Here is a 24,318-nt window from a genome sequence, read left to right on the forward strand (position 1 = left end):
GATCGTTCAAAAGCCGGTTATCGAAGGCACTTACCCCAACTGCCCACGCCATGCCGACACACTGCGCCCGAAGCGGCCGCTGAACCAGCGCGAGAACGCGCTCAGCGACGAAAACCCCAGCAGCGCGGCCACTTCCGACAGCGGACGCTCGCGGTTCTCCAGGTAGCGGATCACCAGGTCGGCACGGGCCTCGGCAAGGATGTCGGAGTAGGTCGTATGTTCCTGCCCGAGCCGACGATGTACGGTGCGCCGGTCGACGCTCAGGTGCTGGGCCACGCGTTCGACCGAGCACAGTCCGGTGGGCAGCAGCGCGTAGACCAGCTTGCGCACCATGTCCGACATGCTCGCCGCGGTCGACTGCGCCAGCAGCGTGCCGAGATAGTGCTTCACCTGCTGCGCCATCACCGGGTCATACGACGGCAACGGCGCTTCCAGGTCCGAGGCCAGGCAGACGATGCCGTCGAAATCCTGGTTGAAGGTGCAGGGCATGCCGAACACGCGTGAAAACGTGGCCGCGCTGGCCGGTGCCGGATGGGTGAAGCAGATGCTGCGCGGCCGCCAGGACTGCCCCAGGAACAGCCTCAGCATCCGGAACACCACGCCGACCGCCAGGTCGGCGGCCTGCCGCAAGGTGCCGGGCGCTTCGGTGAGCACCTGCAGCCGGATCATCACCAGTTCATCGCTGTCTTCGATGCGCATCGACAGCGACTCGTTCTGCAGACCCATGTAGCGCACCATCGACTCCAGCGCGCGACGCAACGTGGGCTCTTCACGCACCACGAAGGCGAGCGGGCCGAGGTTCGAGAACTCGCGCAGCTCGGCCATGCGCAAGCCGAAATCATCTACCCCGGCGGCGTGTGCCGACGCATCCAGCAAGCGGCCCACCGACGCCGCGGGGATGCGGATATCCGGATCGAGCAGTACCGAGCGGTTGATCTTTGCCGTCCTCAGCTGCTGGTATGGATCCAGCCCCAGCGAACGTGCGACTTCCACGTAGTTGGTCAGGCTGGCACTGCGCAGATAGTAGGACATGGGGCGGATTCCGTGCTTTCCCTGAGTGCCCCGAAATGTAAATCGGATGTCCCGGATCGTCAAATTGCGGCCAGTCGTTCACCGATACTCCAACCACTAACCAACCGGAGCCATCCATGCAATTCCTTGACGATTCCCTGCACCCCGAAAACATGGACAAGGTGGTGATCACCGTGGCCCCGTATGGCCCGGAGTGGATGCCGCAGGACTTCCCCGAGGACATCCCCGTCACCATGGAAGAACAGGTCCAGAAGGCCGTGGATTGCTACAACGCCGGCGCCACGGTGCTGCACCTGCATGTGCGCGAACTCGACGGCAAGGGCTCCAAGCGCCTGTCCAAGTTCAACGAGCTGATCGCCGGCGTGCGCGCCGCAGTGCCGGACATGATCATCCAGGTCGGCGGCTCGATCTCGTTTGCGCCGGAAGACGACGGCCAGGCGGCCAAGTGGCTGTCCGACGACACCCGCCACATGCTGGCGGAGCTGGAGCCCAAGCCCGACCAGGTGACCGTGGCGATCAACACCACGCAGATGAACATCATGGAGTTGCTCTATCCGGAATACCTGAAGGGCACCTCGCTGGAACACCCGGCCTATCAGGCCGCCTATCGCGAGATGACCGTGCCGGCCGGTCCGGGCTGGGTGGAAGAGCACCTGCGCCGGCTGCAGGCCTCGGGTATCCAGCCGCATTTCCAGCTGACCGGCATCCACGCGCTGGAAACGCTGGAGCGGCTGCTGCGCGCCGGCGTCTACACCGGCCCGCTGAACCTGACCTGGATCGGCATCGGCGGCGGCTTTGATGGCCCCAACCCGTTCAACTTCTTCAACTTCGTACACCGCGCGCCGGACGGCTGCACGCTGACCGCCGAGTCGCTGCTGAAGAACGTGCTGCCGTTCAACATGATGGCGATGTCGATGGGCCTGCACCCGCGCTGCGGCATCGAAGACACCATCATCGACCAGCATGGCAAGCGCATGACCTCGGTGCAGCAGATCGAGCAGTGCGTGCGCGTGGCGCATGAACTGGGCCGCGAGATCGCATCGGGCAAGGAAGCCCGCGAGATCTACCGCATCGGCACCTGGTACAACAGCGTCGACGCCACGCTGGAAGCCAATGGCATGGCGCCCAACCGCAAGACGGGACAGAAGAACCTGCCGCTGCGCGCGGCGGCCTGACGCTGGCCACAGGGCCGGCATACCTGCCGGCCCTATGCACTACCGGAGTCCGTGATGCATCACCCTGACGCCCTTATCAATCCCTGCATCAACATCTGCCGCATGGACCTCGCCAACCGCTATTGCCAAGGCTGCGCCAGGACACGGCTGGAAATCGGGCGCTGGGCGCAGATGAGCGAGGCCGAATGCGCGCAAGTGCTGGCGGCGGCGCCGGCCCGCCGCGGGCAGCGTGCCGCTACGGGCGTTCTGCCATGAACCGGCCCGCCTCCCTCTTCATCCAGGTCGGGTTCGACCTGGTCTGCCCCTGGTGCATGATCGGCAAGCGCCATCTTGAAACAGCGCTGGCCCAGTTGGCCCAGGAACGGCCCGATGTAGCCGTCACGGTCGAATGGTGCAGCTCTCTCCTGTTTCCGACGCTGCCGCCGGCCGGCATCCCTTATCGCAAGTTCAGCCTGGCGCGGCTTGGCAGCGCCGAAGCCGTGGCGCTGCGGCAGGCGCAGGTATGCGCCGCGGCGCGCGAGGCCGGCATCACGCTGGAACCCGAGCGCATCGAAGTGCTGCCCAACACCGTGCTTGCGCATCGCCTGATCCGGTATGCGCGCCAGGCTGGTGGCGAAGCGGCCGCGTCCGCGCTGATCGACCGGTTGTTTGACGGGTACTTCCTGCGCGGTGAGGATCTCGGCGATCCGCGCGTGCTGCACGCGGCAGCGATCGCCTGTGGCATGCCGATGCCGCAAGCGGCGGCGCCAGCGACTGCGCAGGACCTGGCGTGGCTGCCGCCGCTGCATGGCGACGAGGTGCCGCTACCCAGTCCCGGCCTGGGCGTGCCGCGCTTCGTGATCAACGGTGCGACGCGGATCGCCGGCGCCAGGCCGCCGCGTGCCTTGCTGGAGGCAATGCTTCGGGCGCTGGCCCGCGCGTCTCCCGTTTCCCCACCCCCGCCTGGCATCGCGCTCACCGCCCGGTGACGCCGCGCCGGGCAATGCTGGACAGAAGATCCATACTACATAACGGAGACAACATGCCCACCCACCCTTCATTCCTGCTGCGCATCGCCGCCGTGGCGGCCGGCCTGGCGCTGGCGGCCCCCGCTGCTATGGCCTGGACCAGCAAGCCGGTCCGGATGCTGGTGCCCGCTCCCGCGGGCGGCACCATGGACGTGCTCGCCCGCCTGCTGGCAGACTAGCTGTCGGCGGACCTTGGCCACCCCGTGGTGGTCGACAACAAGCCGGGCGCCGGCGGTGGCATTGCCATCACCACCATGCTGGCCGCGCCCGCTGATGGCCAGACCATCATGGTCACCGCCAGCAATGTGCTGACCGAGATCCCGCATGTGCTCAAGCAGCCGTTCGACACGCTGAAAGACGTCAGGCCCGTCGCCGCCGTGGCGCGTTCGCGCATGGTGATGATCGGCGCGCCTGGCCTGCCGGCCAAGGACCTGAAGGGCCTGGTCAGCTACGCCCGGGCCAATCCGGGCAAGCTCAGCTTTTCCTCGTACAGCGCCGGCACCGCTTCGCACTACGCCGGCATGATCATGAACCAGAAGGCCGGGCTGGACTTGCAGCATGTGCCCTTTGCCGGTTCCGCGCCGGCGCTGACGCAGGTGATGGGCAATCAGATCGCGGTGATGTACGACGGCATGGTGACCTCGCTGCCGATGATCCGTGCCGGCAAGGTGCAGGTCTATGCCGTGGCGTCGAAGAGCCGCTCGGCGCTGCTGCCGCAGGTTCCAACTTTTGCGGAAATGGGTTACCCCGACATGGAGTTCAGCAACTGGGTGGGCGTGATTGCGTCGTCGAAGCTGTCGCCAGAGCTGGCCGAGAAGATCCACGCGGCTGCCTACAAGGCCGCGGCTTCCGCCAAGGTACGTGACCGCATGGAGGCGCTCGGCTATGAGCCGCTGCCGGCGCAGCCCCTGCCGCAACTGGCCGAATCAGTGCGCGTGGAGTTCGAGCGCAATGCCAGCATCGTCAAGGCGTTCAATATCCAGCCCTGAGTCAGTTCCCGGCAATGCAAAAGGGCAGCCTCATCCGAGGCTGCCCTTTCTTCTTCTTGCTGGCGGCTCAGGCGCCGGTGCTGCGCAAGCGCTTCTTGTCGATCTTGCCGACGCTGGTCTTCGGGATCTCGTCGACAAACAGGATCCGCTCAGATTCCGGCACCGCATACTTGCTGAGCCGGTTGGCCTCGACGCGCGCCAGCAGCGACGCACGAATCGCATCCGCGGTCACCGTTGTGCCAGGCTGGCGCACCACGAATGCCATCGGCCGCTCGCCCCACCGGGCATCCGGCACGCCGATGACCGCGCACTCCTGCACGCCCGGCACCTGCGTGACCAGGCTCTCGACCTCGATCGACGAGACCCATTCGCCGCCGGTCTTGATCACGTCCTTGATCCGGTCGACGATCTGCACGAAGCCGTCGTCGCCCATTACCGCGATGTCCTGCGTATGCAGGTAGCCGCCGGCCCACAGCTCGGCCAATGCCTCGGGCTTGCCGTGGTATGCCTTGGTCAGGAACGGCGCGCGCAGCACGATCTCGCCGCGCGCCCGGCCGTCGCGCGGCACGTCGTGCATCGATTCATCCACCAGGCGGAAGTCCACCATCGCCACCGGCCGGCCAGCGCATGCGCACTTCGGTCTCATGGTCGCGACGCGCGTCGCCTGGCGGCAACTGGGCCAGCGCGACGATGGGGCCGGTCTCCGACATGCCATAGCCGGCAAACACATCCATGCCGCGCTCGAGGGCAGCCTCGCACAACGCCGGCGGCAGCGCCGAGCCGCCGATGATGAGCTTCCAGCCCGACAAGTCCTGGCCGCTTGCCTGCGCCGCCTGCAACAGCATCTGCAGCAAGGTCGGCACGCAGTGCGAGAACGTGACCCGCTCGGTCTCACGCAGCTGCAGCAGCATGTCCGGCGCATAGCGCCCCGGCAGCACGATGCGCAGCCCGAGCATGACCGCGACATACGGGATGCCCCAGGCCAGCACGTGGAACATCGGCGTGATCGGCATGTAGACGTCTTCGCGGTGCAGGCGCTGTCCTTCGCGCGGCGAGCACAGGCTGGTGGCCGAGGCCAGCGCATGCAGCACGATGTCGCGATGGCTGTAGCACACGCCCTTGGGATCGCCGGTGGTGCCCGTCGTATAGAAGGTGGCGGCGCGGGTATTCTCGTCGAACTCGGGGAAGTCGAAGTCGGGCGAGGCCGCGCGCAGCAGCGTCTCGTACTCGCCGCAGAAGGGCAGCGATGTCGGCGGCACCAGCTGGCCGTCTGCCAGCAGGACAAAGCTGCGCACGCTCGTCAGCTGGCCGCGGATCTCTTCCATCACCGGCAGGAAGTCCGGATGGAGCAGCACCACCTCGGCGCCGGAATCGTTCAGCGTGTACAGGATCTGCTGCGCCGACAGCCGCACGTTGACCGTGAACAGCGTCGCGCCCATCATCGGCACGCCGAAATAGCATTCCAGGTAGCGGTGGCTGTCCCAGTCCATCACCGCCACGGTGGTGCCGTGCGCCACCCCCTGCGCGGCCAGCGCGGAAGCCAGCCGGCCGACGCGCTGGCGGAATTCGCGATAGCTATGGCGCAGTTGCCCGCGGTACGTGATCGGCTGGTCGCCGTAGAGCGACATCGAATTGAGCAGCAGTTGCTTGACGAGCAAGGGATAGGCGTAAGCCTGCGGGGCCGCAGACACAAGGTTTGGTTGCATGTCTGCCGCCTTCAGAACGGCACGTCGCCGATGATGCCGGCGCGCTCCATCTTGCGCACCGTGGGCGCATAGTCCTGCACCGCGTAATGCTGGGTGCAGCGGTTGTCCCAGATCGCCACGCTGTTCTTCTTCCAGCGCCAGCGCACCTGGTACTCCGGAATCTCCGCCTGCGCGCACAGATAGTGCAGCAGATCGCCTGCGCCGGGCATGAAATCCTTGCCGAAACGGACCACATCGTCGCGGTGGTAGTTGGCAAAGTGCGAGGTGAAGGCGTTGACGAACAGGACCTGCTCGCCCGTCTCCGGGTGAATGCGCACCACGGGATGCTCCACCATCGGGAACTGCGCGGCCAGCGCGGCACGCTTCTCCGGCGGCATATTGGCGCCGAAGGTGTGTTCGATGCTGTGCTTGGCGCGCAGGCCTTCGATGCGGGCCTTGATGTCCTGCGGCAGGCGCCGGTACGCCTCGCCCATGTTCACCCAGATGGTGTCGCCGCCCACTGCCGGCGTTTCCACGCAGCGCAGCACGCAGCCCATCGGCGGCGCCTGGCGCCAGGTGGCGTCGCAATGGAAGGAGTTCTCGTAGTGCTCGACCTTGCTGTCGGGCGACTTGTAGATCTGCACCAGGCCCGGGTGTTCCGGGTCGCTGCCTACCACCGGGTGGTCTTCCAGTTCGCCGAAGCGGCGCGCAAAGGCAACGTGTTCGGCGCGGGTGATGTCCTGGTCGCGCAGGAACAGCACCTTGTGCTGCAGCAACAGCGCCTTGATTTCGGCGAACAGGCCGGCATCGCGTGATGCATCGGCCAGGCTGACGCCGCTCAGTTCGGCGCCGATGGTGCAGGTCAGGGGTTCTGCATGCATGGTGTTGTCTCCTCTGTTTTTGTTCTCAGATGACGAAGATCGACGAACCGGTGGTGCGGCGCGCCTCCAGGTCCTGGTGCGCCTGGACCGCGTCTTCCAGCGCATAGCGCTGGTTGATGCCGATGCGGATGCGGCCCGCGCCCACGTGGTCGAACAGTTCGCCCGCCAGCGCCTGCTTCTCCGCGGGGTCGGCGATGTAGTCTGCCAGCGCCGGGCGTGTCAGGAACAGCGATCCCTTCATCGCCAGCAGCACCGGGTCGAACGGCGGAATCGGGCCCGACGCGGTGCCCACGCACACCATGGTGCCGCGCCGCTTGAGCGAATCCAGCGATGCCATGAAGGTGGTCTTGCCGACGCTGTCGAACACCACCGAGACCCCCACGCCATCGGTCAGCTCGCGCACGCGCTTGGCCACGTCTTCGCGGGTGTACTGGATGATGTGGTCGCAGCCATGCGCGCGCGCCACTTCGGCCTTGGCTTCGGTGGACACCGTGCCGATCACGGTCAGGCCCAGCAGCTTGGCCCACTGCGACACGATCAGCCCGACCCCGCCCGCCGCGGCGTGCAGCAGGATGGTGTCGCCCTGGCTGAACGGATAGATGCGGCGCATCAGGTAGGCCGAGGTCAGCCCGCGCATGGTCATGGCCGCGGCGGTTTCAAAGGCGATGCTCTCCGGCAGGCGGATCAGCGGCGCGGCCGGCACCAGGCGCTCGGTGCTGTAGGCGCCCAGCGTGTTGACGAAGCCGGTGTAGGTGACGCGGTCGCCTGCCGCCACGTTGGTCACGCCCGGGCCGACGGATACCACCACGCCGGCGGCTTCCACGCCCATGCCGCTGGGCAGCGGAACGGGATAGGTGCCATTGCGGAAGTAGGTGTCGGCGTAGTTCAGTCCCACTGCCACGTGGCGGATGCGGACCTGTCCCGGGCCCGGCTCGCCCACTTCCATGTGTTCATAGCGCAGCACTTCGGGGCCGCCGGTCTCGTACATGCGGACAACGTTTGCCATGGTCTTGTCTCCTGGAGTCTGATTGGTGCAGAACATGCTGCAGATGCAGGGAACTGTAGAGATTGCCGCCCCGGCCGGCTTTGCATTGGCTACCGATGACTTTGCATTTCATGCCACGCGGCCCTATGATCGCTGCTGCAGCGGGCAGACTGCGCCCACCAACTGACATCTCATCGCAAGGCAACGCTGGCTTGGCAACCCTGATACGTGCTGCCGCACTGACCAACTTCGTCGAGGTTTCGCGCGACCTGGGCCTGGATCCGCAGCCGTTGCTGCGCCAGGCGCGGCTGCGGCGGACCTGGCTGGACGATCCCGACCAGCGCGTCCCGGTCAGCGCCTGCGTGGCGCTGCTGGAAGCCGCAGCGCAGGCCTCGGCCTGCCCGACCTTCGGGCTGCGCATGGCGGAGTCGCGCCAGCTGTCGGATTTTGGCGTGATGAGCCTGCTGATCAGCCAGCAACCCACGCTGCGTGCCGCGTTGGCCACCACCATCCGCTACCGGCACCTGGTCAATGACTCGGTCGCGCTGTTGCTCGAGGATGCCGGCAGCGCCGTGGTCATCCGGCAGGAAGTGCTTAGCGACGCGCCCTCGCGGCAGGCCACCGAGCTGGCCATCGGCGTCGTCTTCCGCATGTGCGCGCTGCTGCTGGGCCCGCGCTGGCAGCCGATCGGCGTGAGCTTCACGCATGCGCCGCCGGCCGACCTGCGCATCCATCGCCGCCTGTTCGGTTGCCCGCTGGAATTCAACGCGGACTGCAACGGCATCATCTGCCGCGCGGCCGACCTCGACGCGCCGAACCCGACGGCGGACCCGGTCATGGCGCGCTATGCGCAGCAGTTCATCGACACGCTGCCGCGCGCCAACCCGCAGTCCATCGGCCATGAAGTGCGCGCTGCCATCTACCTGATGCTGCCGATGGGCCGCGCCACCTGTGAGGCCGTGGCGGAGGGCCTGGGCCTGAGCCTGCGCACCATGCAGCGCCAGCTCGACGACGCGGGCGAGACCTTTACTGACATCCTGAACGACGTGCGGCGCGAACTGGCGCGACGGTACGTGGAGAATCCGCGCTATTCGCTGCTGCGGGTGTCGCAGTTGCTAGGGTATGGGTCGGCCAGTTCGTTTACCCGGTGGTTTTCGGCGCAGTTCGGGATGGCGCCGGCCAGCTGGCGCAGGGATCACGCAGGAGGGTAGCGGGATAAGGCGTCAGCCTGGCGGACGGGCCCGGCGTGCCGGCACCTGGTCCCGCTTGCCGCTTCCCAGTGCCTCTTCCAGGAACTGCATCAGCGCCTGCACGCGGGCCGTGCGACCCCGTCGCGTAGGAACCAGCAGCGTCACCGGTGCGCTGTCGAACTCCCAGTCTGCCAGCACGCGCACCAGCGCACTGCGCGCCACCGCGTCGGCGGCGTCCCATTCCGAGCGCAGCACCAGTCCCAGCCCCTGTTCCGCCCAGGCCCGCGCCACGCTGCCGTCATTGCTGGTGTAGGCCGGCACCACGCGCACGCTCTCGCGCGCCGACGCACGCCGCCCGGGGCCGGCCCGGCGCAAGCGCCAAAGCGTTACGTCCTCGTCATTCTCGCGGATGCAGATGCAGGCATGCTCGATCGGCCTGGCCCTGCCCAGCGGCGCGCCTGCGCCTGAGGCCGAGTCTTCGACGCTGGCGCCGGCACTGCCATGGTTGCGGTCCTTCCATGCCGGCACGCGCTGAGGAGCTTCGCCATGACCTGCAAGCCTTCTGCAATTTCCCCGCGCCTGCTGCGCCGGCTGGCCGCCGCCGCGGCGCTGGCCATGGCCACGCACGCGATGGCACAGGGCCAGGCCTTCCCGGCACGGCCGATCACCCTGGTGGTGCCATTCCCCGCAGGCGGGCCCAGTGACGCGCTGGCGCGCGGCTTCGCCAGGCAGATGGGCGACGAACTCGGCCAGCAAGTGGTGATCGAGAACCTCTCCGGCGCCGGCGGCACCGTCGGCCTGGGCAAGGTGGCTAGGGCCGAGCCCAACGGCTATACGCTGGGCCTGGGCACTATCGGCACGCATGTGGCCAACGTCGCCTTGTACAAGAATCTGCCCTATGACCCGGTGGCGGACTTCCGCCCCATCGGCCTGGCGGGTTCGGCGCCGCTCCTGCTGATCGCTCGTGCCGATCTGCCGGCCAACAACCTGCAGGAGTTCAGCGCCTGGCTGGCCCGCCGCGGCGACCAGGCTTCGTACGGCAGCGCGGGCGTGGGCTCGGTCTCGCACTACGGCTGCGTGATGCTGCTGGCGGCGATGAAGCAGAAGGTCACGCATGTGCCTTACCGCGGCGTGGCGCCCGCCATGAGCGACCTGATGGGCGGCCAGGTCGACTTCATGTGCGACCAGACCACCACGGCGCTGCCGCAGCTGGCTGGCGGAAAGATCAAGGCGCTGGCGGTGCTGTCAGGCGAGCGCCTGAAGCCATTGCCAGCGGTCGCCACGGCCAGGGAGTCGGGCTATCCGCTTGACCTGCGCTCATGGAATGCGCTGTTCGTGCCCAAAGGCACGCCGGATGCCGTCGTCACCCGGCTCAACGCCGCCATGGCCGCCGCCGCGGCCGATCCCCAGTTGCGCCGCCAGATGCAGGCGGTCGGGGTTGACTTGCCTGCCGCCGGCGCGATGGGCCCGGGCGTGGTCTCCGGCCTGATCTCGCGCGGCCTGCGCGACGACGTGCCAGCCCTGAAGGCCAAGGGCCAGTTTGCCGACTGAACCGGGCCACGGCCCTCCTGAACCAACCATCACCAACGACAACATGCCTGATTCCTCCGCCACGCTGCGCAGCCTGGAAACGCCTGCGGCAGTGATCGACACCCCGCGCATGCTGCGCAATATCCACCGCATGCAGGCGCGCATGGATGCGCTCGGCGTGCGCTTCCGCCCGCATGCCAAAACCAGCAAGTGCACGCCGGTCGTGCGGGCGCAGATCGATGCGGGCGCAAGCGGCATCACCGTCTCCACGCTGAAGGAGGCCGCGCACTTCTTCGACGCCGGCATCACCGACATCCTCTACGGCGTGGGCATGGTGGCGAGCAAGCTGCCCCAGGCGCTGGCGCTGCGCCGCCGCGGCTGCGACCTCAAGATCGTGACCGACAGCGTGGAGTCCGCGCGCGCCATCGTCGCCTTCTGCAACGCACACCGCGAGGCCTTCGAGGTCTGGATCGAAATCGATACCGATGGCCACCGCTCCGGCATCCACCCCGACGCCCCCGCGCTGATCGACGTGGCGCGCGTCCTGCATGATGGCGATGTGCGCCTGGGCGGGGTGATGACGCACGCCGGCTCCGGCTATGACCTGGACACGCCCGCGGCGCTTGCGGCCATGGCCGAGCAAGAGCGTGCCGGCTGCGTGCGCGCCGCCACGCGCCTGCGTGAGGCGGGCCTGCCGTGCCCGGAGGTCAGCGTGGGCTCGACCCCCACTGCGCTATCGGCAGCCAGCCTGGAGGGCGTGACCGAGGTGCGCGCGGAAGTGTATGTGTTCTTCGACCTGGTCATGCGCAATGTCGGCGTCTGTACCGAAGACGAGGTGGCGTTGAGCGTGCTGACCACCGTGATCGGGCACCAGCCGGAAAAGGGCTGGGCCATCGTCGATGCCGGCTGGATGGCCATGAGCCGCGACCGCGGCACGCAGAAGCAGAAACACGACTTCGGCTACGGCCAGGCCTGCGCCATCGACGGCACCGTCATGCCCGGCTACGTCCTCAGCGGCGCCAACCAGGAGCATGGCATCCTCTCGCGCGAAGGCACGCCTGATCCGGATATCGCCGCACGCTTGCCCGTCGGGACGATGCTGCGCATCCTGCCCAATCACGCCTGCGCCACCGGGGCGCAGTTTCCCACCTACCACGCCATTGCCGAGGATGGCGCGGCCACCGAATGGAGCCGTCTGCATGGCTGGTAAGCACAACGATGAACACGGCGCGGTACGCGCGGTCAGTCCCGCTTCGCTCGCCGCACCAGGCGGCCACTACAGCCATGCCACGGTCGCCGGCGGCCTGGTCTTTATTTCCGGCCAGTTGCCGATTGCACCGGACGGACGCAAGCTGGTCGACGCTTCGTTGGCCGCGCAGGCGCAGCAGGCGCTGGCCAACGTCGAGGCCGCACTGCTTGCCGCCGGCAGCAGCATCGCGGCGCTGGTACAGGTGCGCGTCTACGTGGACACGATGGACAACTGGCCCGCCTTCAACGCGATCTATGCCGCATGGGCCGGCGAGGCCCGGCCGGCCAGGGCCGTGGTGCCCACCGGCCCGCTGCATTTCGGGCTGAAGGTCGAGGTGGAGGCCGTGGCGGTTGCGACCGTCAGCCTGGCGTGACCGCCGGGCGGCGTGCTTCGCGCAGCGCCAGCTCGACGTCCTTGATATTGCCCAGCGGCGCGAGAACGGCCGCATCGAATGGCCGTACCGGCCGTTCCTCGCGCACCAGCACCGGCCAGTCCGGATTCGCAAGGGCGCCGCGTCCGAGCGCGACCAGCGTCGCGCCATCGTCCAGCAGGCCGGCCGCGCGCGATGGCTCATGCAGGCTGCCGTTGGCCATGATCGGGAGCCCGGGCGCGGCACGGCGTGCAAGCTGCACCAGCGTCGCGCCGTCGTCCGCGAAGGCGGGCTTCCATGCTTCGTGCTCCGTCACGTGGATGTAGTCCACGGCGCTCGCCGCGAGCGCGGAGAAAACGGCGGTCGCGCCTTCTGCGCCTTCCGGCCACTTGTGGACGAAATCGTTCACCTTGCCTTGCGAGATACGCACGCCGACGGCGAAGCCCGCACCCACGGCAACGCGCACCGCACGGACGGTTTCCAGCAGCAGGCGCATGCGCTGCGCGATGCTGCCGCCCCAGGCGTCCTGGCGTTGATTCGTATGGCCCGTCAGGAACTGATCAAGCAGATAGCCATTGGCGCCGTGGATTTCAACGCCGTCGAAACCCGCGTCACGGGCCAGGCGGGCGGCCTGCGCAAAGCCTTCGATCGCCTGCAGGATGTCTGCCTCTTCCATGGCGCGCGGGATCCGGTATGGACCCTTGCCGGCATACACGGTCATCTGCTGGCCCTTGGGCTGCACGGCCGAGGGCCCCACCGTGTGGTCGCGGAAGCGGTTGGCTTGCGACAGCGCACCGGCGTGCATCAGCTGCGCCACGATGCGCCCGCCCTGCTGGTGGACCGCGGCAACGACCTGGCGCCACGCGGCCACTTGCTGCGCGTCCGTCAAACCGGGCTGGCCCGCATAGCCCTGGGCGTAGGCACGGTCGGTATAGATGCCCTCCGTGATGATGAGGCCAAAGCCGCCGCGGGCGAAGCCTGCGTAGTAGCGTGTCATGGCCTCGGTGGGAACGCCTGCGGCGGTGGCGCTGATGCGCGTCATCGGCGCCACCGCGAGCCGGTTGCGCAGCGGCACGCCGTTCAGCGCCAGCGTATCGAACAGCGAGGGCGCGGCGGGCGTGGTCATCGCGCAGCCTCTGCGGCCAGGGCGATGGCTTCGATCTCGATCTTCGCGTCCGGCGAGTAGAGCGCCGAGATCTCGACGATGGTGTCGGCTGGATAGGGGGCAGAGAACCACTTGCGGCGCAGTTCGACGATCTTCGGGAAGTGTGTCATCGAGGTCAGGAAGATCGTCACCTTCACCACGCGGTCCAGCCCCGAGCCGCCCGCCTGCAGCGCGCGCCTGAGGTTGCTGAACGCCTGCTCGGCCTGGGCATCGAAGTCGTCACGGCCCACGATGGCGCCATCGTCGCCCACCCCGGCCTGGCCTGAAACAAAGAGGAAGCCGCCGGCCCGGATGGCTTGCGAAAGCAGATAGGGAGCATAGGGGTCGGGTTGGGTGTGCACTTGTTCCAGTAGCATTGCTGACTCCGGTAGATGATTTAGTAGAATTCATCTGATCGCCTGAGTGGCCATCCGATAGGCCAAGTATCGGAGCGGAATCAGGCCACGACAAATGGCCGATTTTCAGCCGACACATGAATGCATCTCACCTAAGGAGGAAGCTTGCGCAAACTGCCGCCCCTGGGTGCCCTGCGCACCTTCGAAGCCGCCGCCCGGCGCGCCAGCTTCAAGCACGCGGCGGACGAACTGCACGTCACGCCGACGGCGGTCAGTCACCAGATCCGGTTGCTGGAAGAGAGCCTTGGCGTGAAGCTGTTCGAGCGCCAGACCCGCAAGGTGCGCCTGACGCCTGCCGGGCATCAGTTGTTCCCCGCGGTGCGGGACGGCCTGGACGGGATGGAGCGCGCCGTGCTGGCGGTGCAGCGCAGCGGACAGGCCAACGTTGCCACGCTGACGTCGACGGTTGCCTTCATGGCCAAGCGGCTGGCACCGCGCGCCGGCCAGTTCCGCGCGGCCTACCCTGACTGGACGCTGCGCCTGGATGCGTCGGACCAGATCGTCGACCTGGACCACGATGCGGACGCTGCCATCCGCTACGGCAGCGGCAGCTATCCCGGCCTCGTGGTCGAGCCGTTGTTCTGCGACCGGTTTGCGCCGGTCTGCAGCCCGGGCCTGAAACTGGCCAGCATGCAGGACCTGAAGCACGCCACGCTGGTGCACTTCGAGTGGGGCGCCGGCGCACGCGATGACGAGCGCGCGCCGGTCTGGCGCCAGTGGCTGGCGCACGCCGGCGTCGAGGTCACCGATCCGCAGGCCGGCCTCAGCTTTACCGACGAGATCCACGCCGTGCAGGCCACCATCGCGGGGCAGGGGGTCGGCTTGCTCAGCCTGACGCTGGTCGCGGAAGAGCTGGCCTCGGGCGTGCTGGTGCAGCCGTTCGGGCTGTCGCTGGAGAGCTTCCGCTATGACCTTGTCTACAGCGAGCGCGCCGCGGAGCGTCCCGCTACGCGGTTGCTGAGGGACTGGGTGAAGGCGGTGTTCGCCGGTTAAGGGCCGGGGCTATTGTAGAGTTACACAATTCTGAGCAAGGCTTGCATGTCGCCAGGTGATTGCCCATGCTATATCCCGTCCATATCGAGCCCGGTGACGCGACCCGCGCGCACGGCATCACCTTGCCCGATTTCCCGGGCTGCTTCTCCGCTGCCGACGATTGGTCGGACATTCCTGCCAAAGTCCAGGAGGCAGTAGAAGCGCACTTCGCCGATGGCGAACCGATCCCCGCGCCGTCCGACCTGCAACGCTGGGTTGATAGCCGGCAGTACGAGGGTGGTGTCTGGCTACTGGTTGATATCGACCTGTCGCGCGCGAGAATCGATTGACCACACCGGCCACTGTCCTTGCCGTTGCTTGCGCTGCAACGCATGATTTCTCTAAGCAATTGCGCAACGAGATCCGGCTGCTTGCAGGGCTGGGCATAGGAGGCGACGCCCATGCCGGCCAGACCGTCAAGCACCGCTCGCGGGTGCGCGTGGATCCTACCCAGCCCAACCTGCGTCAGGTCCACCTGATCGGCACGGAGCTCCACGCCGAACTGCACCGCGCCGGTTTCGACATCGGGCCTGCCGACCTGGGCGAGAACATCACCACGCAAGGCCTGGACCTGCACGCGCTGCCCGTCGGTACGCGGCTGCAGCTTGGCGCCAGCGCCATGGTCGAGCTGACCGGCCTGCGCAACCCCTGCGGGCAGATCGAAGCGTTCCGGCCGGGTTTGCTGGCGCAGGTGCTGGGGCGGGCCGAGGACGGCACGCTGGTCCGCAAGGCTGGTGTCATGGGCGTTGTGGTCACTGGCGGCGTGGTGCGTCCCGGCGATGCCATCTCGGTCAGCCTGCCGCCTCCGCCGCATCGCGTGCTAGAGCGCGTATAGCGCTCCAGCCTGCCCCCTGCGGCAAGGCGATTCCCTCCGGCGTACACTGTGGCTCCTGATCTCCGTAGACCCATATCCATGCCCGCCTTGCGCACCCTCTATCCCGAAATCGAGCCCTATGAAACCGGCACGCTGGATGTCGGCGACGGGCATGTCATCTTCTACGAGCGCGTGGGCACGCCCGGTGCCAAGCCGGCGGTGTTCCTGCATGGCGGGCCGGGCGGCGGGATTTCCGCGGACCACCGGCGGCTGTTCGATCCGGCGCGCTATGACGTGCTGCTGTTCGACCAGCGCGGCTGCGGGCGTTCGACGCCGCATGCCGGGCTGGAGGCCAACACCACATGGCACCTGGTCGACGACATCGAGCGTCTGCGCGATCTGGCCGGCGTCGAGCGCTGGCTGGTGTTCGGCGGCTCTTGGGGCTCGACGCTGGCGCTGGCCTATGCGCAGAAGCATCCGCAGCGCGTCAGCGAGCTGGTGCTGCGTGGCATCTACACGGTGTCGCAGGCGGAGCTGGATTGGTATTACCAATACGGCGTGTCCGAGATGTTCCCCGACAAGTGGGCGCGTTTCCAGGCGCCGGTGCCCGAGGCCGAGCGCGGCAACATGATGGCTGCGTACCGCAAGCTGCTGACCGGTGACGACCAGGACAAGCAGGTGGAAGCGGCGCGCGCATGGAGCGTGTGGGAAGGCGAGACCATCACGCTGCTGCCGGACGCCGGCAACAGCGCCAAGCATGACGACGGGCACTTCGCGCTGGCGTTCGCGCGGCTGGAGAACCACTACTTCACGCACCGCTGCTGGCTGGAAGACGGGCAACTGCTGCGCGATGCGCACAAGCTGGCCGACATCCCCGGCGTGATCGTGCACGGCCGCTATGACATGCCGTGCCCGGTGCGCTATGCCTATGCGCTGCACCAGGCGTGGCCCACGGCCGATTTCCACCTGATCGAAGGCGCCGGCCATGCTTGGACCGAGCCGGGCATCATGGACCAGTTGATTGCCGCGACCGATCGCTTTGCGGCGCAGCAGTAGTCGCGCGCCGACCACCACCGAAGATCACCACCGGAGACCACGATGGAGCTATACGCCCACCCGTTTTCGTCCTATTGCCAGAAGGTTCTCGTCGCGCTGTACGAGAACGCCATTCCCTTCGAGTTCAGGATGCTGTCGCCAGAACACGCGCAGAACATGAACGAACTCGCCAGGCTGTGGCCGCTCAAGCGCATGCCGGTGCTGGTGGACGGCAGCCGCACGGTGCTCGAATCGAGCATCATCATCGACTACCTGGACCAGCATCACCGCGGCCCCGTGCGCTGGCTGCCGGAGTCGCCCGATGCCGCGCTGGAAGTGCGCATGCTCGCCCGCTTCTTCGACCAGTACGTGATGACGCCGATGCAGCGCATCGTGGCCGACTACCTGCGCCCGGCGGAGCACCGCGATGCTTATGGCGTGGCCGAGGCGCGCAAGCTGCTTGACTCGGCCTATGCCTGGCTGGAGCCTACGCTGGCCGGCCGGGAATGGGCTGCGGGCGGCGCCTTCACGCTGGCCGATTGCGCTGCCGCGCCGTCGCTGTTCTATGCGGACTGGGTGCATCCCATCCCCGATGCGCGCGGCAATGTGCGCGCTTATCGCAGCCGGCTGCTGGCGCGGCCATCGTTCGCGCGCGCGGTGGACGAGGCGCGGCCTTACCGCCCGCTCTTTCCACCGGGTGCGCCGGACCGGGACTGACGGGCAAGCTCAGGCAGCGCCGCATCGATCCGCGCCGCCATGGCGCGATAGCCCGCGTCGCCGGGATGCAGGTGGTCGCCGCTGTCGAACGCCGGCAGCAGCGCCTGCGGGCGCGCGGGATCGCGCACCGCGGCGTCGAAGTCCACCACCGCATCAAATGCGCCGCCGTTGCGGATCCAATCGTTGACCGCCAGCCGCACCACTTCCTTGCCCTGGCTGTCATAGCCGCGGATCGGCGTATCGCGCAGCGCCCCCGCAAACGGCGTGATGGTGGCGCCGATCACGCGCACGCCGCGCGCTTGGGCGCGCGCGATCAGGCGGCGGTAACCCTCGATCAGCTCGGCGGCCCGCGGCACCGCATCGCCCGGTGCAAAGGTGGAGCCCGGCCAGGCGATATCGTTGATGCCGATCGCCACGATCACGGTGCGCACATGCGGCTGGCTCAGTACGTCACGATCCAGCCGCGCCAGCGCGGACTCCCCCATGCCATCGCGCAGCAGCCGGCCGCCGGAGATGCCGGCATTGAGCACAGCCACGCCGTTGCCGGCCGCACGCTGTGCCAGCACGTCCGGCCAGCGGCGGTTGGTGTCGGGGGTGGAGCCGTTGCCCTCGGTGATCGAATCGCCGATGGCCACCACGGCGCCGGCATGCCCGGGCGCATCGACCTGCACCTCGCTGAGCAGGATGCGTGCGCTGAACGACTGCGGCGCAGGCAGCGTGGCCTGCGTGGTCGCGTTGCCGGCCTCGATCCACGCGGTCTGACGGCCATCCCAATGGAACGACTCGATCGCGGTGGGTTGCGGCAGGTAGAGGCTGAGTGCCAGTTCGCCCAGTGCCGGGGCGTCGATGGCGACCGGATCGCTTGCCACGGACTGGCCAGCCGGGATGATCACCGACGCGCTGCCGCCGAACGTCACCGCGCTGCTGCCCGCCGCATCGATACTGCCGCCGCCGGCATGGCGCGCGAGTTGCGACGCGCCGACCGCGACCGGGTGGGAGCCGTAGGGGTTGGACAGCACCACGCGCACGCGCTTGCCGCCCACGCTGAGCCGCACCACCTGGCGCAGCGTCTGGCGTGACAGCACCGTGGGCACGCCGGTCGGCAGCGGTTGGGCGCCGGGTTGCCACACCGGCTGCTGGCTTGCCATCCAGCTGGTCAGCCAGGCCGGGTCCTGCAAGGGGCTGGCCAGTGCCGCAGCGCTGGCGATGGTGGCGGAGAACGTCAGCGCAGTCAGGCGGCGCAGGATGCGGGGAATGCGGAACATGGGTTTGCCTCGGTTCGTGGACCGGCGTTGGTGCCGGGATGACGCCAAAGGTAGGCCATTCCAGAAATGGCAGGTAGCGGGCAGAATGGCATATCGCTCATGCCATGATGGAATGAGTGGGCACAAGGAACGGCATGGACACCATCAGGGCAATGCAGGTCTTCGTGCGCGCCGTGGAGCTGGGCAGCCTGTCGGCGGTGGCGCGCGAGCAGCAGTCGACCCAGCCGACCATCAGCAAGGTCGTGGCTGCGCTGGAGAAAGAGATGGGCGTGCGGCTGCTGGAGCGCAGCACCACCAGCCTGTCGCCGACCGAGGCGGGGCGGCGCTTCCATGAGCGCGCGCGCCGCGTGCTGGATGAATACGGCGAGGCGGTCAGCGATGCGCGTGGCATGTCCGGGCAGCCGGCCGGGCGGGTGCGCGTCAGCGCGCCGGCCAGCTTCGGCGTGCTGCGGCTCAATGCGCTGGTGCTGGCGTTCCAGCAGCGCTATCCGGAGGTGGAGGTGGAGCTGCTGTTCGATGACCGCTTTGTCGACCTGGTGGAGGAGGGCGTCGACATCGCGGTGCGCCTCGGCGCTTCGCTGCCGCCCAACGTGGTCGCGCGCCGCATCGCGGTGTCGCCGCGGCTGCTGGTGGCATCACCCGATTACCTCGCACGCCATCCGCGCATCCGGCAACCGGCCGACCTGGCGCGGCACCAGATCCTGCGCTTCACCTGGCTGGCCGCTGGCGACGAGATCGTGCTCGACGGGCCCGGCGGGCAGGCGCTGGTCGGCGCGCCCTGCCGCTACCGCGTCAACAACTCGCTCGCGATGCGCGAGAGCTTCCTGGCCGGCGCCGGCTTTGGCATGACCCCGGCATGGCTGGTGCAGGACCTGCTCGACAGCGGCGCCTTGCAGCGCGTGTTGCCACGCTGGAGCGGTCCGGCGCAGGAAGCCTTCCTGGTCTATCCGTCGCGGCGCTACCAGCCGGCACGGGTGCGGGTGTTGCTGGACTACCTGGCGCAGGCGATTGCAGGGTTGCCGGGGTTGACCCCGGTGTGAGCGGCCGGATGGCGCCTAATGCAACCGGCCCCGCGCCACCAGCATCGTCAACGGCCGCGCCAGCAGCGTGCTGGCCAGCGCCATCAGCAGCAGACCGGAAAACGCCGCGGTGCTGATGATGCGCGCGTCCAGCAGCACGGTCAGCACCACCACCTCGACCAGGCCCTTGGTCTGCAGCAGCGTGCCCAGTGCCAGCGATTCGCGCCAGCCCATGCCGGCGCGGCGCGCGGGCAGCGCGACGCCGGCCATCTTGCCGGCGATCGCGATGGCCAGTGACAGCAAGGCGATCCACAGCGTCATCGGGTTGTCCAGCGAGATCTCGGTGCGCAGTCCGGCGGCAAGGAAGAAGAAGGGCAGCAGCACCACCACCGTGACCGGTTCAAGCTGCTGGCGCACACGCTGCGCTTCGCGCGCGGGCCATACCAGCCCGGCGACGAAGCCGCCCATCACATGGTGCAGCCCGGCCAGCTCGCCCAGGAATGCCGAGGTCAGCACCAGGAACAGCGCCATCGCCAGCAGCAGCTCGGTCTCCGGCGCGCGGCGGCGCAGCAGCCATGCCAGGGCGGGGCGCACCGCCAGGAACATGAACGCCAGGTAGGCACCGGCGCGGGCCGCCACGGTGAGGGCGCTGGCGCCGTCCTGGCCGCCATGCTGCAGCAGCACCAGGGTCAGGAACAGCCACACCCAGGCATCGTTGACGGCCGCGCAGCGCAAGGCCAGCTGGCCCAGGCGGGTGCCGGTCAGGCGCATCTCGCGCAGCAGCGCACCCAGCACCGGCAGCGCCGTGACGGCGGTGCAGATGCCCATGGCGCAGGCAAACCAGTAGGGGCTGGCCAGTTCCCCGGCGACCGGCCAGCCGGCCGTGGTCATCCACCAGCCGGCAGCGGCCCCCAGCGCGAACGGCGCCGCAATGCTGCCCAGCGAGATCTGCAGGGTCATGCGCCAGTGCGCGGGCACGCTGTCTTCGCGCAGGTGCAGGCCGGTCAGGAAGCAGAACAGCGTCACCGCCAGCCACTGCAGGCCGGACAGCATCGGCAGGCGCTCGGGCCCGAACAGCGCGGTCCAGCCCTGCGGCGCCAGTTGCCCGAACACCGACGGCCCCAGCACGATGCCGGCCAGCACCTGCACGCCGACCAGCGGAAACACCGAGCGCAGGCCGGCACCACGCCACAGCAGGTAGGGCAGGGCGACCACTAGCATCGCCTGCAGGAAGAAGATGCTGACCCCGTTCATCGGGCCAGCCTGGCGACGACGCGCTTCATCCGAACATGCCCCCGTTGACCGAGATCACCTGGCGCGTGATATAGCCGGCGTCGGGCGACATCAGGAAGGCCACGGTCGCGGCCACTTCGTCGGGCGTGCCGAGCCGCCGCGCCGGAATCATGCGCAGCGCCTCGTCGCGCACGTGCTGCTCGACCATATCGGTGTCGATCAGGCCGGGCGCCACGCAATTGACCGTGATGGCGCGTTTGGCAAGTTCGATCGCCAGCGCCTTGGTGGCGCCGATGATGCCGGCCTTGGCCGCGCTGTAGTTGGTCTGGCCGCGGTTGCCCACCAGGCCCGAGACCGACGACAGCGTGACGATGCGCCCGGGCTGGCGCCGCTGCACCATCGGCATCACCACCGGGTTGAGCACGTTGTAGAAGGCGTCGAGGTTGGTGTGCACCACCTCGTCCCATTCGGCGCCGCTCATGGCCGGGAAGGCCGCGTCGCGCGCCAGGCCGGCGTTGCACACCACGCCGTAGTAGCAGTCATGCGCGGCGATATCGGCCAGCAGCGCCGCGGCGGCTTCCTCGCGCCGGGCCACGTCGAAGCACAACACGCGGGCCTTGCGGCCGCAGGCGCGCACCGCGTCGGCGACCGAGTCGGCTTCGTCGCGGCGCGAGCGGCAATGCACCACCACGTCATAGCCGTCGCGGGCCAGCCGCAGGGCGATGGCGCGCCCGATGCCGCGCGACGATCCCGTTACCAGCACGGTCAGATTGGTCATACCTGGTGTCCTTGAAAAAAGTCCTCTGCGGGCGCAGGCGCGAAAGCGGAACGCGTGCAGATGCGGCGCATCATACGCGGCAGAATTCTTCCAGCACCGCCAGCCGGCGGCGCGGCTCGGCCACGAAGGGGTTGCTGCGGTCCCACGCGTAGCCGGCCAGGATCGACGAGATCATGTCGCGGATCTCGGAGTTGGCATTGGGATGGAAGATCAGCTGCTGGAAGCGGCCCTCGTACCAGGCTTCGACAAACACGCGGAAGCAGTCCACGCCGGCCTTGAGCGGCTGGGCGAAGTCCTTCTCCCAGTCCACGGTGTCGCCGGCAAGCTGGCGCACCAGGCATTGCGCCGCCAGGCTGGCCGACTTGAAGGCGATGGTCACGCCGGACGAGAACACCGGGTCCAGGAACTCCCCGGCATTGCCGAGCAGCGCATAGCCGTTGCCCCACAGCGACTTCACATTGGCCGAATAGCCCGCGATCTGGCGCGCGGGGGTGTCCCACTGCGCGTTGCCGAGCAGCTTTGCCAGGCCGGGTTCCTCGGCCACCAGCGCCCGCAGCCTTTCGGTCTCGGTGCCGGTGTAGCGGTCCAGGAATGCTTTCTCGGCAACCACGCCCTGCGAGCAGCGGCCGTCCGAGAACGGGATGGTCCAGTACCAGACGTCCGGGTGTTGCGGATGCACGCTGATCAGGATCTTGTTGCGGTCGAAGGCGCCCGGCGCGATGCGGTCTTCCACGTGGGTGAAGAGCGCGCTGCGCACCGGGAAGCCCGACGGCGATTCCAGCTGCAGCAGGCGCGGCAGGATGCGGCCAAAGCCGGAGGCATCAAGCAGGAACTTCGCGCGCACCGTGTACCGGCTGCCGTCCGGCGCACGCACGGTCACCTGCGGCTGCGCGCCGCTGACGTCGACGTCCTCGACCAGGTGCGAGAAGCGCACCTCGGCACCCTGGCGCGCCGCCTCGCGGATCAGCACGTCGTCAAAGCGCGCGCGCTGCACCTGGTAGGTGGTGCCCCAGCCGGGCGAGAATTTCTCGCGGAAGTCGAAGGCGGTTTGCTGGTCGCCGCGCGAGAAGGCGGCACCGTTCTTGTACTGGAAGCCCGCTTCCACCACCGCGCGCAGCATGCCTGCCTCTTCGATGTAGGCCATGCTCTGCGGCAGCAGGCTTTCGCCGATGGAAAAGCGCGGGAAGGTCTCCTTCTCGATCACCAGCACCGGAATCCCATGCTTGCGCAGCAAGCCGGCCGCGACCGAGCCCGCGGGCCCTGCGCCGATGATGACGACATCCGTGGTTTCCGTTTTCATAAGATTCGACTCTTTTCTTCTATTGCATGGAGGCCGAGAGGGTAGCGCAATGCGTCATCCTCACGCGGCAAACGCAAGAATATGACTGCAAATGGGCTCCCGTTGGCCGGCCTGCAACATATTGAAACCAATTCTCCCGGGCTGGATCCCCCATGGACCGCACGGAAACCGGCAGGGGGCCAGCAAGCCACGCCAACTCGCGGCAAAATGTGGAACCATGGTCACAGCCTGCCGTTTCCGCCTGTGCCCTGTGCTTTCACCACCCCGACGCCATCCACCCCATCCCAAGGAGCCACCATGCCTGCCACCACCATGCCCTACCGCCGCCTCGGCGCCAGCAACCTGCGCGTTTCGGCACTTTGCCTGGGCACCATGATGTTCGGCGACCAGACCGACGAGGCCGAAGCCGCCCGCATCGTCGCCAGCGCGCGCGACCACGGCGTGAACTTCATCGACACCGCCGACGTGTACACCAAGGGCGCGTCGGAGCAGATGGTCGGGCGCCTGCTGACCGCCAACCGCCACGACTGGGTGCTTGCCACCAAGCTGGGCAACGCGATGCAGGCGGCGCCCAACCACGGGCACTATTCGCGGACCTGGATCCTGCGCGCGGTGGAGGACAGCCTGCACCGGCTGGCGACGGACTACATCGACATTCTCTACCTGCACCGCGACTATCCCGGCGCGAACCTGGAAGAGGCGGTGCGGGCAATGGGCGACCTGGTGCGCAGCGGCAAGATCCGCTACTGGGCGGTGTCGAACTTCCGCGGCTGGCGCATTGCGGAAATCGCGCGCCTGTGCGGCGAGCTGGGCGTGCCGCGCCCGGTGGCGTGCCAGCCCTACTACAACCTGCTGAACCGGATGCCGGAGGTGGAGATCCTGCCGGCATGCGAGCACTACGGGCTGGGCGTGGTGCCCTACAGCCCGGTGGCGCGTGGCGTGCTGACCGGCAAGTACGCGCCCGGGCAGGCACCGGGCGAAGGTACGCGCGCCGGCCGCGCCGACCGCCGCATGATGGAAACCGAGTTCCGTGAAGAATCTCTGCTGATTGCACAGCAGCTCAAGGCCTATGCCGAAGGGCGCGGGCTGACGCCGGGCCAGTTCGCCACGGCGTGGGTGCTGGCCAACCCGATCATCTCGTCGGTCATTGCCGGTCCGCGCACGCTGGCGCAATTCGAGGACTATCTGGGCGCGCCCGGTGCCGTCATCACGCCCGAGGAAGAATCGATGGTCGATGCGCTGGTGTCGCCGGGCCATGCCTCGACGCACGGCTACAACGACCCGGGCTATCCGTTCGGGGGGCGGCCCGTGGCACGCGCGCAGGCAGCCTGACGACCCTTTCGGACAGGGGCGCAATGTGGCGCAGGCGCTGCCTGGGGTGATGCCTGTATGCAACGGCACGGTGCCCGCGCGCGTGCTTGCTGCAGGCTGCCGTTACTCCTACTAATATCAAGACAGGCGGCGCGCGGCGT

23 protein-coding genes and 3 pseudogenes are annotated in these 24,318 nt (G+C 68.1%); 15 read left to right on the top strand and 11 right to left on the bottom strand.

Annotation, left to right across the window (positions count from 1 at the left end; translation table 11 throughout):
* Positions 1-30: 30 nt before the first annotated feature.
* Positions 31-1,032 carry an AraC family transcriptional regulator gene (locus CF68_RS04760; protein WP_035816396.1) on the bottom strand — a complete coding sequence of 334 codons (1,002 nt, stop codon included), beginning with the start codon at positions 1,030-1,032 and terminating at the stop codon, positions 31-33.
* Positions 1,033-1,148: 116 nt separating this feature from the next.
* On the opposite strand from CF68_RS04760, the gene CF68_RS04765 reads away from it, so the two are divergent.
* The 4 genes and pseudogenes from CF68_RS04765 (at position 1,149) to CF68_RS04780 (ending at position 4,203) form a co-directional block, all read left to right on the top strand.
* Positions 1,149-2,207: a 3-keto-5-aminohexanoate cleavage protein gene (locus CF68_RS04765; RefSeq protein ID WP_035816397.1), complete on the top strand. Its 1,059-nt coding sequence runs from the start codon at positions 1,149-1,151 to the stop codon at positions 2,205-2,207.
* 54 nt (positions 2,208-2,261) lie between these two features.
* Positions 2,262-2,462: a DUF1289 domain-containing protein gene (locus tag CF68_RS04770; RefSeq protein WP_035816398.1), complete on the top strand. Its 201-nt coding sequence runs from the start codon at positions 2,262-2,264 to the stop codon at positions 2,460-2,462.
* On the top strand, positions 2,459-3,175 hold the full coding sequence (locus CF68_RS04775) for a DsbA family oxidoreductase (protein WP_035816399.1): 717 nt from the start codon (positions 2,459-2,461) through the stop codon (positions 3,173-3,175). Before CF68_RS04770 ends, CF68_RS04775 begins: the two co-directional genes overlap by 4 nt.
* A 53-nt stretch (positions 3,176-3,228) precedes the next feature.
* Positions 3,229-4,203 (top strand): annotated as a pseudogene (locus CF68_RS04780) (tripartite tricarboxylate transporter substrate binding protein).
* Positions 4,204-4,270: 67 nt separating this feature from the next.
* Here the strand turns inward: CF68_RS04780 and CF68_RS04785 are convergent.
* The 3 genes and pseudogenes from CF68_RS04785 to CF68_RS04795 form a co-directional block, all read right to left on the bottom strand.
* Positions 4,271-5,909: pseudogene (locus tag CF68_RS04785) on the bottom strand (fatty acid--CoA ligase).
* 11 nt (positions 5,910-5,920) lie between these two features.
* A complete protein-coding gene (locus CF68_RS04790) occupies positions 5,921-6,769 on the bottom strand; it encodes a TauD/TfdA family dioxygenase (protein ID WP_035816401.1) in 849 nt (282 codons plus the stop codon).
* 25 nt (positions 6,770-6,794) lie between these two features.
* Positions 6,795-7,775, bottom strand: a complete 981-nt coding sequence (locus CF68_RS04795; protein WP_035816403.1) for a quinone oxidoreductase — start codon at positions 7,773-7,775, stop codon at positions 6,795-6,797.
* Between the two features lie 191 nt (positions 7,776-7,966).
* On the opposite strand from CF68_RS04795, the gene CF68_RS04800 reads away from it, so the two are divergent.
* Positions 7,967-8,965, top strand: a complete 999-nt coding sequence (locus CF68_RS04800; protein WP_035816405.1) for an AraC family transcriptional regulator — start codon at positions 7,967-7,969, stop codon at positions 8,963-8,965.
* A 12-nt stretch (positions 8,966-8,977) separates the two neighbouring features.
* On the opposite strand, the pseudogene CF68_RS04805 reads toward CF68_RS04800, so the two are convergent.
* Positions 8,978-9,376: pseudogene (locus tag CF68_RS04805) on the bottom strand (LysR substrate-binding domain-containing protein); the annotation flags it as partial.
* A gap of 114 nt (positions 9,377-9,490) precedes the next feature.
* Between CF68_RS04805 and CF68_RS04810 the strand changes: the two are divergent.
* From CF68_RS04810 to CF68_RS04820, 3 genes are read left to right on the top strand one after another with little or no spacing between them, the layout of a single operon-like run.
* Positions 9,491-10,495, top strand: a complete 1,005-nt coding sequence (locus CF68_RS04810) for a tripartite tricarboxylate transporter substrate-binding protein (protein WP_035816407.1) — start codon at positions 9,491-9,493, stop codon at positions 10,493-10,495.
* A 43-nt stretch (positions 10,496-10,538) separates the two neighbouring features.
* Positions 10,539-11,684 carry a DSD1 family PLP-dependent enzyme gene (locus CF68_RS04815; RefSeq protein WP_035816409.1) on the top strand — a complete coding sequence of 382 codons (1,146 nt, stop codon included), beginning with the start codon at positions 10,539-10,541 and terminating at the stop codon, positions 11,682-11,684.
* The gene (locus CF68_RS04820; protein ID WP_035816411.1) at positions 11,674-12,096 is read left to right on the top strand and encodes a RidA family protein; all 423 of its coding nucleotides are present in this window, start codon (positions 11,674-11,676) and stop codon (positions 12,094-12,096) included. Before CF68_RS04815 ends, CF68_RS04820 begins: the two co-directional genes overlap by 11 nt.
* Here CF68_RS04820 and CF68_RS04825 read toward each other — a convergent pair.
* Together CF68_RS04825 and CF68_RS04830 are read right to left on the bottom strand one after the other, a co-directional pair.
* A complete protein-coding gene (locus CF68_RS04825; protein WP_035816413.1) occupies positions 12,083-13,219 on the bottom strand; it encodes an NADH:flavin oxidoreductase in 1,137 nt (378 codons plus the stop codon). The two genes, CF68_RS04820 and CF68_RS04825, sit on opposite strands and share 14 nt — an antisense overlap.
* Entirely contained in the window at positions 13,216-13,614 is a 399-nt protein-coding gene (locus tag CF68_RS04830; RefSeq protein ID WP_035816415.1) for a RidA family protein, read from the bottom strand. The genes CF68_RS04825 and CF68_RS04830 overlap by 4 nt, the downstream gene beginning before the upstream one ends.
* Before the next feature lie 144 nt (positions 13,615-13,758).
* Here CF68_RS04830 and CF68_RS04835 point away from each other — a divergent pair, with 144 nt between their 5' ends.
* The 5 genes from CF68_RS04835 to CF68_RS04855 all read left to right on the top strand — a co-directional run bounded on the left by CF68_RS04835 (position 13,759) and on the right by CF68_RS04855 (position 17,251).
* The gene (locus tag CF68_RS04835) at positions 13,759-14,646 is read left to right on the top strand and encodes a LysR substrate-binding domain-containing protein (protein ID WP_035816416.1); all 888 of its coding nucleotides are present in this window, start codon (positions 13,759-13,761) and stop codon (positions 14,644-14,646) included.
* 65 nt (positions 14,647-14,711) lie between these two features.
* A complete protein-coding gene (locus CF68_RS04840; RefSeq protein ID WP_051591400.1) occupies positions 14,712-14,975 on the top strand; it encodes a type II toxin-antitoxin system HicB family antitoxin in 264 nt (87 codons plus the stop codon).
* Between the two features lie 59 nt (positions 14,976-15,034).
* Positions 15,035-15,520 carry an MOSC domain-containing protein gene (locus CF68_RS04845; RefSeq protein WP_084187073.1) on the top strand — a complete coding sequence of 162 codons (486 nt, stop codon included), beginning with the start codon at positions 15,035-15,037 and terminating at the stop codon, positions 15,518-15,520.
* A gap of 78 nt (positions 15,521-15,598) precedes the next feature.
* A complete protein-coding gene (gene pip / locus CF68_RS04850; protein ID WP_035816418.1) occupies positions 15,599-16,555 on the top strand; it encodes a prolyl aminopeptidase in 957 nt (318 codons plus the stop codon).
* A 42-nt stretch (positions 16,556-16,597) separates the two neighbouring features.
* Positions 16,598-17,251: a glutathione S-transferase family protein gene (locus CF68_RS04855; RefSeq protein ID WP_035816420.1), complete on the top strand. Its 654-nt coding sequence runs from the start codon at positions 16,598-16,600 to the stop codon at positions 17,249-17,251.
* Here the strand turns inward: CF68_RS04855 and CF68_RS04860 are convergent.
* Entirely contained in the window at positions 17,209-18,516 is a 1,308-nt protein-coding gene (locus CF68_RS04860) for an SGNH/GDSL hydrolase family protein (RefSeq protein ID WP_035816421.1), read from the bottom strand. The genes CF68_RS04855 and CF68_RS04860 overlap by 43 nt on opposite strands.
* Positions 18,517-18,650: 134 nt before the next feature.
* Here CF68_RS04860 and CF68_RS04865 point away from each other — a divergent pair, with 134 nt between their 5' ends.
* Positions 18,651-19,556: a LysR family transcriptional regulator gene (locus tag CF68_RS04865; RefSeq protein WP_035816422.1), complete on the top strand. Its 906-nt coding sequence runs from the start codon at positions 18,651-18,653 to the stop codon at positions 19,554-19,556.
* A 15-nt stretch (positions 19,557-19,571) separates the two neighbouring features.
* On the opposite strand, the gene CF68_RS04870 is transcribed toward CF68_RS04865, so the two are convergent.
* The 3 genes from CF68_RS04870 to CF68_RS04880 form a co-directional block, all read right to left on the bottom strand.
* The gene (locus CF68_RS04870) at positions 19,572-20,789 is read right to left on the bottom strand and encodes a cation:proton antiporter (protein WP_035816424.1); all 1,218 of its coding nucleotides are present in this window, start codon (positions 20,787-20,789) and stop codon (positions 19,572-19,574) included.
* Positions 20,790-20,814: 25 nt separating this feature from the next.
* Positions 20,815-21,546 (bottom strand): 3-oxoacyl-ACP reductase FabG, encoded by a 732-nt coding sequence (gene fabG / locus CF68_RS04875; protein WP_035816425.1) that lies wholly within the window; start codon positions 21,544-21,546, stop codon positions 20,815-20,817.
* Positions 21,547-21,616: 70 nt separating this feature from the next.
* On the bottom strand, positions 21,617-22,846 hold the full coding sequence (locus tag CF68_RS04880; RefSeq protein WP_035816426.1) for an NAD(P)/FAD-dependent oxidoreductase: 1,230 nt from the start codon (positions 22,844-22,846) through the stop codon (positions 21,617-21,619).
* A gap of 297 nt (positions 22,847-23,143) precedes the next feature.
* Here CF68_RS04880 and CF68_RS04885 point away from each other — a divergent pair, with 297 nt between their 5' ends.
* Positions 23,144-24,178, top strand: a complete 1,035-nt coding sequence (locus tag CF68_RS04885) for an aldo/keto reductase (RefSeq protein WP_035816427.1) — start codon at positions 23,144-23,146, stop codon at positions 24,176-24,178.
* Positions 24,179-24,318 lie beyond the last annotated feature (140 nt).

Source organism: Cupriavidus sp. SK-4, from assembly GCF_000611125.1.
Lineage (GTDB): Bacteria > Pseudomonadota > Gammaproteobacteria > Burkholderiales > Burkholderiaceae > Cupriavidus > Cupriavidus necator.

Bases quoted from the DNA above. Each gene is read 5' to 3' on its own strand.
- CF68_RS04855 (WP_035816420.1), top strand. From the start codon at position 16,598: ATGGAGCTATACGCCCACCCGTTTTCGTCCTATTGCCAGAAGGTTCTC.
- CF68_RS04775 (WP_035816399.1), top strand. From the start codon at position 2,459: ATGAACCGGCCCGCCTCCCTCTTCATCCAGGTCGGGTTCGACCTGGTC.
- CF68_RS04860 (WP_035816421.1), bottom strand. From the start codon at position 18,516: ATGTTCCGCATTCCCCGCATCCTGCGCCGCCTGACTGCGCTGACGTTC.
- CF68_RS04840 (WP_051591400.1), top strand. From the start codon at position 14,712: ATGCTATATCCCGTCCATATCGAGCCCGGTGACGCGACCCGCGCGCAC.
- CF68_RS04795 (WP_035816403.1), bottom strand. From the start codon at position 7,775: ATGGCAAACGTTGTCCGCATGTACGAGACCGGCGGCCCCGAAGTGCTG.
- CF68_RS04820 (WP_035816411.1), top strand. From the start codon at position 11,674: ATGGCTGGTAAGCACAACGATGAACACGGCGCGGTACGCGCGGTCAGT.
- CF68_RS04825 (WP_035816413.1), bottom strand. From the start codon at position 13,219: ATGACCACGCCCGCCGCGCCCTCGCTGTTCGATACGCTGGCGCTGAAC.
- CF68_RS04815 (WP_035816409.1), top strand. From the start codon at position 10,539: ATGCCTGATTCCTCCGCCACGCTGCGCAGCCTGGAAACGCCTGCGGCA.
- CF68_RS04830 (WP_035816415.1), bottom strand. From the start codon at position 13,614: ATGCTACTGGAACAAGTGCACACCCAACCCGACCCCTATGCTCCCTAT.
- CF68_RS04885 (WP_035816427.1), top strand. From the start codon at position 23,144: ATGCCTGCCACCACCATGCCCTACCGCCGCCTCGGCGCCAGCAACCTG.
- CF68_RS04770 (WP_035816398.1), top strand. From the start codon at position 2,262: ATGCATCACCCTGACGCCCTTATCAATCCCTGCATCAACATCTGCCGC.
- fabG (WP_035816425.1), bottom strand. From the start codon at position 21,546: ATGACCAATCTGACCGTGCTGGTAACGGGATCGTCGCGCGGCATCGGG.
- CF68_RS04790 (WP_035816401.1), bottom strand. From the start codon at position 6,769: ATGCATGCAGAACCCCTGACCTGCACCATCGGCGCCGAACTGAGCGGC.
- CF68_RS04810 (WP_035816407.1), top strand. From the start codon at position 9,491: ATGACCTGCAAGCCTTCTGCAATTTCCCCGCGCCTGCTGCGCCGGCTG.
- CF68_RS04760 (WP_035816396.1), bottom strand. From the start codon at position 1,032: ATGTCCTACTATCTGCGCAGTGCCAGCCTGACCAACTACGTGGAAGTC.
- CF68_RS04880 (WP_035816426.1), bottom strand. From the start codon at position 22,846: ATGAAAACGGAAACCACGGATGTCGTCATCATCGGCGCAGGGCCCGCG.
- CF68_RS04765 (WP_035816397.1), top strand. From the start codon at position 1,149: ATGCAATTCCTTGACGATTCCCTGCACCCCGAAAACATGGACAAGGTG.
- CF68_RS04865 (WP_035816422.1), top strand. From the start codon at position 18,651: ATGGACACCATCAGGGCAATGCAGGTCTTCGTGCGCGCCGTGGAGCTG.
- pip (WP_035816418.1), top strand. From the start codon at position 15,599: ATGCCCGCCTTGCGCACCCTCTATCCCGAAATCGAGCCCTATGAAACC.
- CF68_RS04870 (WP_035816424.1), bottom strand. From the start codon at position 20,789: ATGAACGGGGTCAGCATCTTCTTCCTGCAGGCGATGCTAGTGGTCGCC.